The organism is Amycolatopsis sp. NPDC003861, from assembly GCF_053605405.1.
The window spans coordinates 1-11,511 of record NZ_JBSGJD010000286.1 but is presented as its reverse complement, the minus strand read 5'-3'; the positions used below and the strand labels follow the sequence as shown (position 1 = coordinate 11,511).

15 protein-coding genes and 1 pseudogene are annotated in these 11,511 nt (G+C 71.2%); 7 read left to right on the top strand and 9 right to left on the bottom strand.

Going from position 1 to position 11,511, the window contains the following annotated elements:
* Positions 1-268: pseudogene (locus tag ACWEVN_RS41640) on the top strand (hypothetical protein); the annotation flags it as partial.
* Here the strand turns inward: ACWEVN_RS41640 and ACWEVN_RS41635 are convergent.
* Positions 258-1,196 carry a hypothetical protein gene (locus ACWEVN_RS41635; RefSeq protein ID WP_452054950.1) on the bottom strand — a complete coding sequence of 313 codons (939 nt, stop codon included), beginning with the start codon at positions 1,194-1,196 and terminating at the stop codon, positions 258-260. The pseudogene ACWEVN_RS41640 and the gene ACWEVN_RS41635 sit on opposite strands and share 11 nt — an antisense overlap.
* A 222-nt stretch (positions 1,197-1,418) precedes the next feature.
* On the opposite strand from ACWEVN_RS41635, the gene ACWEVN_RS41630 reads away from it, so the two are divergent.
* Positions 1,419-1,805, top strand: a complete 387-nt coding sequence (locus tag ACWEVN_RS41630; protein WP_310976514.1) for a PPOX class F420-dependent oxidoreductase — start codon at positions 1,419-1,421, stop codon at positions 1,803-1,805.
* Here ACWEVN_RS41630 and ACWEVN_RS41625 read toward each other — a convergent pair.
* From ACWEVN_RS41625 to ACWEVN_RS41605, 5 genes are all read right to left on the bottom strand, one after another.
* Positions 1,789-2,265, bottom strand: coding sequence for a GNAT family N-acetyltransferase (locus tag ACWEVN_RS41625; protein ID WP_449682274.1), 477 nt, complete (start codon positions 2,263-2,265; stop codon positions 1,789-1,791). The two genes, ACWEVN_RS41630 and ACWEVN_RS41625, sit on opposite strands and share 17 nt — an antisense overlap.
* Before the next feature lie 72 nt (positions 2,266-2,337).
* On the bottom strand, positions 2,338-2,916 hold the full coding sequence (locus ACWEVN_RS41620) for a TetR/AcrR family transcriptional regulator (RefSeq protein WP_452054949.1): 579 nt from the start codon (positions 2,914-2,916) through the stop codon (positions 2,338-2,340).
* A 215-nt stretch (positions 2,917-3,131) separates the two neighbouring features.
* Positions 3,132-3,878, bottom strand: coding sequence for a bifunctional 1-(5-phosphoribosyl)-5-((5-phosphoribosylamino)methylideneamino)imidazole-4-carboxamide isomerase/phosphoribosylanthranilate isomerase PriA (priA, locus tag ACWEVN_RS41615; protein ID WP_449682272.1), 747 nt, complete (start codon positions 3,876-3,878; stop codon positions 3,132-3,134).
* A 36-nt stretch (positions 3,879-3,914) separates the two neighbouring features.
* Positions 3,915-4,532, bottom strand: a complete 618-nt coding sequence (hisH, locus tag ACWEVN_RS41610; RefSeq protein ID WP_452054951.1) for an imidazole glycerol phosphate synthase subunit HisH — start codon at positions 4,530-4,532, stop codon at positions 3,915-3,917.
* Between the two features lie 32 nt (positions 4,533-4,564).
* Positions 4,565-5,428 (bottom strand): hypothetical protein, encoded by an 864-nt coding sequence (locus ACWEVN_RS41605; RefSeq protein WP_452054948.1) that lies wholly within the window; start codon positions 5,426-5,428, stop codon positions 4,565-4,567.
* A gap of 170 nt (positions 5,429-5,598) precedes the next feature.
* On the opposite strand from ACWEVN_RS41605, the gene ACWEVN_RS41600 reads away from it, so the two are divergent.
* The 3 genes from ACWEVN_RS41600 to ACWEVN_RS41590 are packed head-to-tail and all read left to right on the top strand — an operon-like array spanning position 5,599 to position 7,576.
* On the top strand, positions 5,599-5,775 hold the full coding sequence (locus ACWEVN_RS41600; RefSeq protein WP_449682270.1) for a hypothetical protein: 177 nt from the start codon (positions 5,599-5,601) through the stop codon (positions 5,773-5,775).
* Positions 5,776-5,823: 48 nt separating this feature from the next.
* Positions 5,824-6,996, top strand: coding sequence for an acyl-CoA dehydrogenase family protein (locus ACWEVN_RS41595; protein ID WP_452054947.1), 1,173 nt, complete (start codon positions 5,824-5,826; stop codon positions 6,994-6,996).
* A gap of 37 nt (positions 6,997-7,033) precedes the next feature.
* On the top strand, positions 7,034-7,576 hold the full coding sequence (locus tag ACWEVN_RS41590; RefSeq protein WP_449682268.1) for an NIPSNAP family protein: 543 nt from the start codon (positions 7,034-7,036) through the stop codon (positions 7,574-7,576).
* Here the strand turns inward: ACWEVN_RS41590 and ACWEVN_RS41585 are convergent.
* The 3 genes from ACWEVN_RS41585 to ACWEVN_RS41575 form a co-directional block, all read right to left on the bottom strand.
* Entirely contained in the window at positions 7,562-8,119 is a 558-nt protein-coding gene (locus ACWEVN_RS41585; RefSeq protein ID WP_452054946.1) for an NUDIX hydrolase, read from the bottom strand. The two genes, ACWEVN_RS41590 and ACWEVN_RS41585, sit on opposite strands and share 15 nt — an antisense overlap.
* A gap of 456 nt (positions 8,120-8,575) precedes the next feature.
* Positions 8,576-9,469 carry a transketolase family protein gene (locus ACWEVN_RS41580; protein ID WP_452054945.1) on the bottom strand — a complete coding sequence of 298 codons (894 nt, stop codon included), beginning with the start codon at positions 9,467-9,469 and terminating at the stop codon, positions 8,576-8,578.
* Between the two features lie 3 nt (positions 9,470-9,472).
* Entirely contained in the window at positions 9,473-10,165 is a 693-nt protein-coding gene (locus ACWEVN_RS41575; RefSeq protein WP_452054944.1) for a thiamine pyrophosphate-dependent enzyme, read from the bottom strand.
* A 52-nt stretch (positions 10,166-10,217) separates the two neighbouring features.
* On the opposite strand from ACWEVN_RS41575, the gene soxR reads away from it, so the two are divergent.
* Both soxR and ACWEVN_RS41565 read left to right on the top strand, forming a co-directional pair.
* Positions 10,218-10,679, top strand: a complete 462-nt coding sequence (gene soxR, locus ACWEVN_RS41570; RefSeq protein WP_310977196.1) for a redox-sensitive transcriptional activator SoxR — start codon at positions 10,218-10,220, stop codon at positions 10,677-10,679.
* A gap of 34 nt (positions 10,680-10,713) precedes the next feature.
* On the top strand, positions 10,714-11,247 hold the full coding sequence (locus ACWEVN_RS41565; protein ID WP_452054943.1) for an RNA 2'-phosphotransferase: 534 nt from the start codon (positions 10,714-10,716) through the stop codon (positions 11,245-11,247).
* Positions 11,248-11,511: the final 264 nt, after the last annotated feature.

The following is an 11,511-nucleotide window of genomic DNA, read 5'->3' as shown; positions in this document are numbered from 1 at the left end:
CCGGCCGTCGGTCGCCGCGGTCCGGGCCCCCGCCGGCCGCGATGCGCCCGGCGTGCAGGGCGCCGAACCGGTGACCGTCCGCGGCGGCGAAGGTTTCTTCGTGCCGCCGGCGACCGGGCGGGACGCGATGGTCGCGGTGCCGCTGCCGTCGGGGCGCTGGCTGACGGTCTCGGGAGCGCGGCCGGAGGCCGAGCTGATCGCCGTCGCGAACGGCGTCCAGCTCGACCCGGCACCCGACTACCGCTGGCTCGGGCGGGCTACCAGTTGATCATCGGGAACCAGATGATCCCGAGCCGGCCCAGCACGCGGACGTCCCAGTAGAGCAGCGTGAACGTGCCGCCGACGAGCAGGGCCACGCCGGTGACGGTGGCGATCCGCGCCGGTTTCGCGGCCAGCCAGCGCTGCACGCGCCCGCCCGTGGCGTAGGTCAGGATCAGGAACAGCACCGCCATGACGACGATGTTGCCGAGCGACTGCAGCGCGAACGCGGCGGCGCCGTAGAGGACGTCGTGCTGCTCGGCGGCGTCGCGGAACATGATCCGGAAGAGCGGGTACGGCCGTCCGATGAGGAACCCGCCGATGAGCGCGCCCATCAGCACGAGGGGCGCGGCGGGGTGGCGGCGCGTGAAGCCGGCGAAGGGGTTGCGGAGGATGCCGAGGGCGATCAGGCCCATCAGGAGGAAGACCAGGCCGACGACGCCGAAGGCGATCATGGACTGGATGCTGCGCGGGGAGAGCCCGGTGGTCTTCGCGGTGGAGAACTGCGGCATCCGGGTGCCGACGAGCGCGACGATGACGCCGTAGACGACGGACACGGTGAGCATGCCGGCGGAGATCCAGCCGAGCGGCTTGAGCGCGTTCCGCTTCCCGCCCGCCTGGTCGCCGACCAGCGGCGCGACGGCGCCGAACGCGGCGATGTTGCAGGCGGTGAAGGAACCCGCGAGGCCGGAGACGAAGGCGAAGAGCGTCCCGGCGAGGACGCCGCTGATCGGGGTGGCTTTGGCGTCGTGGCCGAGGAGCCCGTTCGCGACGCTGTCGCCGATCACGGAGTCGACGAAGGGGGCCGACCAGATGGCGGTCAGCACGAACCCCGCCACGACCGCCGCGACGGCGATCGCGGCCCGGCGCGCGGGATACGGCCCGGCGCCGAAGAAGCCTGCCTGCGGATGAACCGGTACTTGCTGTTTGACCGCCATCGATGCCCTCCAGGGTGCGGGAATCCAGCCCGAAAAGCGTTGCAGGCAGACGTGTTGAAACGCTTCGGCCAGGCGTGTGGCTTTCCGCGCCGAAAGGCCTATGCATTCTTCACACCGGTCACGGTGGGACATGACCTTGCCCGCCGGCGCCGAGTGCGGTCCCGCGTGGGCGGTACACCGCTACCCGGGCATCGCCGTCCGCCACCCGGCTACGGTGGGCGCATGACCTCCGAGACCGACCGCCTCGCCGCCGAGCGCTACGTCGTCCTGACCACGTTCCGGCGCGACGGGCGGGCCGTGCCGACCCCGATCTGGGTGGCCGGCCGCGACGGCGAGCTGGTGCTGTGGTCGGTGCGCGAGGCCGGCAAGGTCAAGCGCATCCGCAACAGCGGCCGCGTCGAGGTCCAGGCCTGCGACGTCCGCGGGCGGAAGACGCACGGCGCGAAGGTCTCCGGCCAGGCCCGGCTGCTGGACGCCGCCGAGACCGAGCAGGTCCGGCGGGCGATCGCCCGCAAGTACGGCATCGTCGGGCGGGTCACGATGTTCTTCTCGAAGCTGCGCGGCCCGGAGGACCGGACGGTCGGCATCGCGGTCAAAGTGGACGGCTGAAGCTGCGGAAGCCGCGCCGCAGGTAGTTCGGCAGCGCGTTCGGGTGGTCGAGCGTCGAGGTGTGCAGCCAGACGCGGCGCGTCCCGGGCAGCGCCCACGCGTCGGCGACGACGAGGGTGAGCGCGCACCCGCCGAGTCCTTTCCCGACGAACTCCGGCAGCAGACCGAACGTGGTGATCTCGACGTCGTTCCCGGGCTGCGGCTCGAAATCCGCGGCGCCGGCGAGTTCGCCGTGGTACTCGACGAGCCGGTATTCGCGGCGGGGTGCGGCGAGCCAGCGGTCCCACTCGGCGTCCCCGCGGGTGGCGCCCGGCCACCGGTACGGCGTCCCGATCCGGACGTGCAGCTCACGGATCAGCGGCCCCGGCCCGGTGGTCCGCAACGCGACCCCGTCGACGAGCGGAGCGGGGTTCAACTGGCCGGCGGCGGTCATTTCGAGCTGGGTGACGATCTCCTCCACCCGCGGCAACCTACGACGCACGGCGTCCGCTGTCAGCCGCTTTTCGGCCTCAAGCGGCGGCGCGCAGGGCGGTCACGGCTGCCCGGCCAGCAGCCGCTCGACCAGCGCGGTGACCAGGTCGCGGCGCTCCTGCTCGGTGAACAGGTCCGGCAGCGTCAGCCGTTCCATGATCAGCCAGTTCAGCGCCAGCCACAGCAGGACCACCATCGTGCCGTCGCCGGGCAGGCCGGACTTCTCGTGGTACTCGACGTTGAAATCGACGTCCGTGCGGATGCGGCTGGTCAGCACTTCCCGCAGTTCCGGACGGCGCGCGGCTTCCAGCCGCAGTTCCAGCAGGGCCAGGAAGCCCGTCGGGAACGCGGCCACGCGGTCGACCAGCTCGTGCATCAGCGCGGTGACGCGGGCGCGGTCACGCGGGCCCGCCAGGCCGCCCGCGATCACCGCGTCGTCCACCAGCCGCTCGTAGACCCGCTCTCCCGCGTGCTTGAGGATTTCGCCGCGGTTGGCGAAGTAGTTGGACGCCGTGCCGACCGGCACCTCGGCCTGCTGGTCGACTGCGCGGAAGGTGAGCCCGCGCGCGCCCTCGGTGGCCAGGACTTCGATCGCGGCGTCGAGCAGCGCCGCGCGCCGCTCGGAATTGCGTCGCACCATGACGTTGACACCACTCCAGACGTAGTACTACCACGGCCTCAACCACTTCGCCCAAAGTACTACATCCGGAGTTAATCCACATGCGCAAGCTCGTGCCCGGCGATCCGCTGGCCCTGGCGCGGCGGCTCAAAGCCGAGACGGCCTGGACATCTGGCTGTGCGGGAGATCGACGAACTGGTGGTCAAGTCCTACCCGGTGGTCGCGGGGATCACGACCTACCGCGCCTGGACCTTCGCGACCGCGGCGAGCGCCTCGGGCAGCGTGAACGCGCCGGCGTAGAGCGCCTTCCCGACGATCGAGCCCTCGACCCCGTCGGACGCCAGGCCCGCCAGCGCGACGAGGTCGGCCACGCTCGACACCCCGCCGGAGGCGATCACCGGTGCGTCGGTGCGGGCGACGACGTCACGCAGCAGGTCGAGGTTCGGGCCGCGCAGCGTGCCGTCCTTGCTGACGTCGGTGACGACGTAGCGGGACGCGCCGTCGCGGTCGAGGCGTTCCAGGACGTCCCACAGGTCGCCGCCATCGGAGGTCCAGCCGCGGGCCGAGAGGCGGTGGCCGGCCTCGGTGATCCGCACGTCGAGGCCGATCGCGACGCGGTCGCCGTACTCGCCGATCACCCGGGAGGTCCACTCCGGGTCTTCGAGCGCGGCGGTGCCGAGGTTGACCCGCCGGGCCCCGGTGTCCAGGGCGGCCTTCAGCGACGCGTCGTCGCGGATGCCGCCGGACAGCTCGACCTTGACGTCGAGCGTGCCGACGACCTCGGCGAGCAGCTCGCGGTTGCTGCCCTTGCCGAACGCGGCGTCGAGGTCGACCAGGTGGATCCACTCGGCGCCGTCGCGCTGCCAGGCCAGGGCGGCTTCCAGGGGGCTGCCATAGGAGGTCTCGGTGCCGGCCTCGCCCTGGACGAGTCGCACGGCCTGGCCATCGGCCACATCAACGGCGGGAAGCAGCGTGAAAGTCACGCGGGTAACTCTAGGGCGGCGACCCGGCTCACCCGGTCAGAGGGTCGCCAGCCAGTTGCGCAGCAGCTGCGCCCCGGCGTCGCCCGACTTCTCCGGGTGGAACTGGGTGGCCCACAGCGGCCCGTTCTCGACCGCGGCGACGAAGTCCTCGCCGTGGTGGGCCCAGGTGACCTTCGGTTCCTGGCCGGGCAGGCCGTCCAGTTCCCACGCGCGCGCGGCGTAGGAGTGCACGAAGTAGAACCGTTCGTCCGGGTCCAGCCCGGCGAACAGCTGCGAGTCCGCGGGCGCGCGCACGGTGTTCCACCCCATGTGCGGCAGGACGTCGGCGTGCAGCCGGTCGACGACCCCGGGCCACTCGCCGGTGCCCTCGGTCTCCTCGCCGTGCTCGACGCCGCGGGAGAAGAGGATCTGCATGCCGACGCAGATGCCGAGCACCGGCCGCCCGCCGGCCAAGCGCTTGCCGATGATCCGGTGCCCGTGCACGTCCAGCAGCCCCGCCATGCACGCGGAGTAGGCGCCGACGCCGGGAACGACCAGGCCGTCGGCTTCGACGGCGGCATGCGGGTCGGCGGTGACCTCGACGTCGGCCCCGGCGCGCGCCACAGCGCGTTCGGCGGAGCGGAGGTTGCCGGAACCGTAGTCGAGGATCACCACACGAGACACGCCACCCAGCGTAGCCGTCGCTCTCAGCGGCGTTCGAACGAATAGACGTCGGTCACGGTGTTGCAGGGCGACGGCGGCACGACCTCGACGCGCAGCACGCCGGCGTCGTAGTCGACGCCTTCCGGGGTGAAGGTGCCCGTGCAGGTGCTGACCAGCGGGACCTGGCCGAGCTCGTGCACGTGCGCGGTGACGTCGCGGCCGTCGAGCGGCCGGGCGAGGTCGATCTGCAGGAGCTGCAGGTCGGTCGGGTACAGGTCGTTGTACGGGTCGCTCGTCGCGCAGATCAGGCGCGTCACGCCGACGAAGTCACAGCCCTGCGCGCTGCGGACGTGGTGGTCGAGGTGGATGCGGGCGGCGACCGGCAGGTCGCCCGCCTGCCGCGGGCCGCGGGGGTTGAGGAACGGCGTCGGGGAGACGTAGAGGCGGTCGATTTCGCCGAGCGGGCCGGAGACGAGCCACTGCCCGTCGGGCGTGACCGCGACCTGGGCGTTCGCGTTCACGGCCGGCTCGTCGGGCTGCAGCGGGTGGACGAACTCCGTCGTGGTCCCGTCGGGCCGGGTGACCAGGTACATCTTCGTCGTGGGCGTCGGGGTGCGGGTGTCCTGGTAGACGTCGAAGACGTAGCCGCGCAGCGAATCGGGGTCGCCGACGTGGCCCCAGCCCTCGTCCTTGAGCGGCTGCGGGATGGTGGCGCCGTTGCGGTAGACGAGCTCGGGGACGTGGCCGGGCCGCCGCAGCGTGGCGAGGCCTTCGCCGCTGATCCGGTTCTCGGCGGTGGTGTGGCCGACCTGCCGCCAGCCACTGCCGTGCGCGGTGGCGACGCCGGCGCCGGCGAGCAGGGTGGCGGTGGTGAGGGCGAGCAGACTTGCCGTCCGCAGTGTGCGCATGTGCGCTCCTCGGGAGTGGAGGCCTTGGCGGCGGCGACGTCATCCTGCCACAGAGCGCACGCTCCCCGGAAATATCTTGAAGACACCCGTTTGAGCGTCCCGCTCGCCGGGTATCACTTCACCCGATCGTGTGCGCTGAGGTGCCACGACCGGACGCCAGGGAGGCGAAGATGGCCGAGGACGATCTGCTGTCCCAGATGCTGCACGCCTGGCGCGACGACATCGAAAGCGTGCCGTTCCCGCAGTTCAGCGAGCTGCTGATCCCGCGCCAGCAGACCCGGCCGCGGTGCGGCCCGAGCACGTCTGCTGCGCGCGTGACGAACGCCACGCGGAGAACAGACGCCTGACTGTGGTTTCCTGCGGGGGCCGCATCGACGCGTCCCCCGGGAGCCCTCATGAGTCGCACCCCTGACCCGCACGACTTCCTCGACCTCGACGCCGGGCTCGCCGAGGAGGAACGGGCGATCCGCGACGCCGTCCGCGCGTACGCGAAGGACCAGCTGCTCGGCCACGTCGCCGACTGGTACGAAACCGGCGCGCTCCCCGCCGCGGAACTCGCGAAGGGCTTCGGCTCGCTCGGCCTGCTCGGCATGCACCTGGAGGGCTACGGCTGCGCCGGCACCAGCGCCGTCGCCTACGGCATCGCGTGCCGCGAGCTCGAGGCCGTCGACTCGGGCCTGCGCAGCTTCGTCTCGGTGCAGGGATCGCTGGCGATGTACGCGATCCACCAGTGGGGCAGCGAAGAGCACCGGCAGGAGTGGCTGCCGCGGATGGCGACCGGCGAAACGCTGGGCTGCTTCGGGCTGACCGAGCCGGACGCGGGCAGCGACCCGGGCTCGATGCGGACGCGGGCGGTGCGCGACGGCGACGACTGGGTGCTGTCCGGGACGAAGATGTGGATCACCAACGGAACCGTCGCCGACGTCGCGGTCGTCTGGGCCCAGACCGACGACGGCATCCGCGGCTTCGTCGTCCCGACGGCCACGCCGGGCTTCACCGCGAACGAGGTCAAGCACAAGCTGTCGCTGCGGGCCTCGCTGACCGCGGAACTGGTGCTCGACGGCGTCCGGCTGCCGGCGTCGGCGGCGTTCCCCGAGGTCCGCGGGCTGCGCGGGCCGCTGTCCTGCCTGAACGAAGCTCGCTACGGGATCCTGTTCGGGGTCGTCGGGGCGGCCCGCGCGTGCTACGAAGCCGCGCTGGAGTACACGCTGTCGCGGTCGCAGTTCGGGAAGCCCCTGGCAGGGTTCCAGCTGACCCAGCGCAAGCTCGCCGACCTGGTCGTCGAGGTCAACCGCGCCGGGCTGGTGGCGCTGCAGATCGGCCGGCTGAAGGACGCCGGTTCGCTGCACCACAACCACGTCAGCTTCGGGAAGATGGCGAACGTCCGGTCGGCGCTGGACGTGGCCCGGACCGCGCGGTCGATGCTGGGCGCCAACGGGATTTCGCTGGAGTACCCGGTGATGCGGCACATGGCCAACCTCGAGACGGTGCTGACGTACGAGGGCACCGAGGAGATGCACGCGCTGTCACTCGGTCAGGCGGTCACGGGGCTCGCGGCGTTCCGCTGACCGGTTTTTGTCGGTGGTGCCCGCTAGCTTCGGCGGCATGACGTTTTCCGAGTTCGAAACCGTGGTGGAGCTGCGGCGCTACACCTTGCACCCCGGCCGGCGCGACGAGCTGATCGAGCTGTTCGAGCGCGAGTTCGTCGAGCCTCAGGAGGCGGCGGGCGCGCACTTGTTCGGGCTGTTCCGGTCGAGAGCGTCGCCGGACGAGTTCGTGTGGCTGCGCGGCTTCCGCACGATGTCCGAGCGCAAGGCGGCCCTGGAAGCGTTCTACTCCGGCCCGGTGTGGCAGGAACACCGGTCGGCGGCGAACGCGACGATGGTCGACTCCGACAACGTGCTGCTGCTGCGCCCGGTCCGCCGCGGCCTGGCGGCGCCACCACCGGGCGCGGGCGTGCACGTGACGATTTCGCCACCCGCTCCCCCACCGGAGCCGGCGTTCGCGGCGTTCGAAACCGAGCCGTCTCCGAACAACTTCCCGCAGCTGCCGGTCCGCACGGACGGCCCGTTCTCGGTGTGCTTCAGCCGGGTGCCGTCGGAGTCGTCGTTCGAGCTGGTGCCGACCACCCGGTCACTGATCCGGTGAGAGGAGTTCGATGAGCCCGGTGGGGTAGAGGATCTTGCTGCCGTCGCGGAAGTCGCGGACGTCGACCCAGCGCGCGGTGGCGGGATCGTCGAGGATCTTCATCTCGGCGAGCTCGTACCGGGCGCGATCGGCGAACTCGGCGGCGTAGAGGAAGACGATCTCGTGCCCGGGCCGGTCCTGCCAGGTGAAGACGTTCTCGAGCACGCCGAGCAGCTCGTTGACGACGATCTCGGCGTCGAGTTCTTCGCGGAACTCCCGTTCGAGGGCATCCTTGCTGCTCTCGCCGAACTCGATGCCACCCCCGAGCGGCCGGTGGAAGGTCTGGTCCTTGAACTCGTCGTGCGCTTCGAAGACGAGAAGGGAGTCGCCGCGCCGGATGACGGCGAGCACGATGGGCCGGATCGATGGCATGGCGGCCACGCTATCGACCCGCGGCTCCCGAAGCACGAGCCCGGCAACCCACCCGGCCCCGGCCACGCCGAGCACCCCGGCGGCCAGCCACGCCCACCCACCCCCGAACACCCCGGCCACGGCAACGACCACCACCCCGACGGGAGGTACCACCCAGGGCGAAAACCCCATCCTGACCTCGACCCACACTCCTCGACTGGGCCTGAATGCCGGCCTGACATGGTCGGATCCTGGAGGGCGGGGTGAGGCGCATGCGCAGGCTTCGGCTCGTCGTCGCCTTGGCGTTGCCCGGTCTGTTCGGCTACGGCAAAGGCCCGCTCCCGCCGCCCGGCGAGAGTGAAGACACGTCGGGGAGCGCAAGTGCCCGCGGTGCGGCGGCACCCTCCGCCGTCGCGAAGGCAAGTCGTATTGCCGCAAGTGCGCCAGGGTGATCTACAAGTCCCCGGGGAACGGCTGAGGTGCCTGCTCGCGCTGGGCCCGTACTTCCTCGCGTACATCGCCTATCGCGCGTCCGTCGCGGCGGCGGACCCGAACACCTGCGGTGCAAGCATCCCGCCGCCGGTACCCCCAGCACCGGCGACAGTGCCGCTACTCCCCCAAGAACGCCCTGATCGAAAACCCCAGCGACCCGGCATCCAGCCCGTGCGCCAGATCGTGGTCCCCGATGCTCCCGTACGTCCGGACCTCCACGTCCCGCCGCACGCCCAACGACCGCAACCGGTGCGGCACATCGGAAAGCGCCTCCGCCACCCACGCCGCCGACGTTCCCGCCAGGTACGGCTCCACCAGCACGACGGAAGCGGACGACGCAAGCACCGCCGACCGCAGACCGGCCGCGTCGAACGGGCGGATCGTCGAGGCGTACAGCACCGTCACGTCCACGCCCGCCGTCGCGCGCAGGACCCGGTCGAGCACCGGGCCCACCGCCACCACCACGCCGGCCGACCCGGACCGCAGCCGGGTGAAGCCCACGCCCAGGTGCGGGGAAGCGTTTTCCTGCGCCGAAAGCCGCAGGTAGACCCGGCTGTCCCCGGGGATCGACTCCAGCAGCAGGCGCTCGGCCTCGGCCGGGTGACCCGGCACGTGGACCGTCCAGCCCGGCAGAGAATCGATCAGGGCGACGTCGCCCGGGGACTGGTGCGTGCGCCCCGCCGTCGGCATGTCGTACGACGCTCCCCACGACACCAGGACGCCACCCACGTCCTGGTGCGAGAAGTCCAGCTTGATCTGCTCGAAGGCGCGCTCCACCAGGAACGGCGGGAACGTGTGCACGATCGGCCGCAGGCCCGCCAGCGCCAGCCCGGCCCCCGTGCTGACCAGCAGCTGCTCGCGGATCCCGACGTTGATCACCCGGTCCGGGTGCCGCCGCGCGGCGCCGGCGAGCTGCGCGGCCGAGATGTCGGCCAGCACGACCGCGACGTCCGGGTCGGCGTCGACGATCTGCTCGGTGGTGGCGAGGAAGGTTTCCCGCATCGGCAACATCGTTCAGCCCTTCGGTTCGACGACGGCGACCACGGCGAGAGGCCGGCCGGGGTGAGCGGTGGTGAAGGCGTCGTACAGCGCGTCGTGGTCGCGGCCGGACACCGTGCGCGTCTCCCAGCCTTCGACGGCGAAGCGGCGGGCGATGCCGTCCGGCCAGCCGCGCGTCGACGACTGGTTGTCGACCACGACCGTGGTCAGGTTTTCGAGGCCTTCGCGCGCCGCGACGACGATCGCCTCGTGGTTCGAGCCTTCGTCGAGCTCGGCGTCGCCGACGAGCGTCACGACCTTCGCGTCCGTCAGGCCGCGGGCGCGCAGGCCGAGCGCGGTGCCGAACGCGATCGGCAGGCCGTGGCCGAGCGAGCCGCTGGAGATTTCGACGCCGGGGATGCGGCGCCGGTCGGGGTGGTAGCCGAGCCGCGACGCCGCGTCGGACCACGTCGCCAGTTCCGCCTCGGCGATGAAGCCCTTCGCGGTGAGCACGGCGTAGTACGCCATCGGCCCGTGTCCCTTGGACAGCAGGAACCGGTCGCGGCCGGGCTCGCGGAAGTTCTCGGGGGTGACGTCGAGCACCCGGTCGTAGAGCACCCACAGGACGTCCAAAGTGGACTCGGCGGCGGCGCTGTGCTTTTCGTCGCCGGTCATCAGCGAAATCAGCCGGGGCAGATCGGCGTAGCCCGGTGCGGTCACAGTGGTCATGACCCGACGATGCAACCTCGACTAAACTCGAAGTCAAGGATAGCCTGACCAGGTGACCAGGCTCGCTGAACATCTCAGCATCGGACAGGTGGCGGAACGCAGCGGGGTTCCGCACACGGCACTGCGGTTCTACGAGGAGAAGGGGCTGATCAGCTCGGAGCGGTCGGCGGGCAACCAGCGCCGCTACGCACGCTCGGTGCTGCGTCGCATCGCGTTCATCCGCGCGGCGCAACGGGTCGGGCTCTCGCTCGAGGACATCAGCACGGCGCTGGAGACGCTGCCGGCGGACCACGCGCCGACGAAGGCGGATTGGGCGCGCCTGTCCCGAGACTGGCAGCACGAGCTCGACGCGCGCATCGACGCCCTGCAACGGCTTCGCGACCGCCTCACCGGCTGCGTCGGCTGCGGCTGCCTCTCCCTGCGCAGCTGCGCGCTGTACAACAACGACGACGAGCTGGCCCGCTTCGGCCCGGGCGCGAGCAAACTGCGCCCGGCGGTCGAGGGCGGCATCTAAACCGCTTGCGCGCGGGGAGGATGCTGGGGAGGCAATGAACGAAAAGGAAATCATCCGCATCTCGAAGCGGCTGTCCCGGCACCTCCGCCACGACCCCGCCGCCCTCGGCCTGACCCTGGCGCCCGGCGGCTGGGCACCGGTCGACGCGCTCCTGCGCGCGCTCGCGATCACCCGCCCGGAGCTGGACGAAGTGGTCGAGAAGAACAACAAGCGCCGCTTCGCCTTCGACGAAACGGGCACGCGCATCCGCGCCAGCCAGGGCCACAGCATCCCGGTCGACCTGGCGTTGCCGGACGCAACACCCCCGGACATCCTCTACCACGGAACGGTCGCGAAGTACCTCGACGCAATCTTCCGCGAGGGCTTGCGCCCGATGAACCGCCACGCGGTCCACCTGTCGGCAACGATCGAAACGGCCCGCACGGTCGGCGCCCGCCGCGGCAAGCCGCTGATCCTCCGCATCGACGCCGCCGCAATGACCGCGGCCGGCCACACCTTCCAAGTAAGCGCCAACGGAGTCTGGCTGACGGCTTCAGTCCCCCCGCCCTACCTCAGCCACCTCGCCTGACCCCGTGTCACCCCTCCAGCCACGCGAGATCGCCGCCCAATCACGCGAGTTCCACCCCTGATCACGCGAGTCCCGCCTTCAATCACGCGACTACCGCCTTCGATCACGCCGACCGACCCTCCCGGCAGGCGAGCCGACCGATCAAGGACACGCCCCTCGCGTGATTGGGGGGACTGTCCCAAGATCGGTGTTTCCGGCCCGACACGCCGGGCTGAGGTCCGGCGGGATGGGCACTGTGAGTGATGACATCGGAGCTTGTGAGTC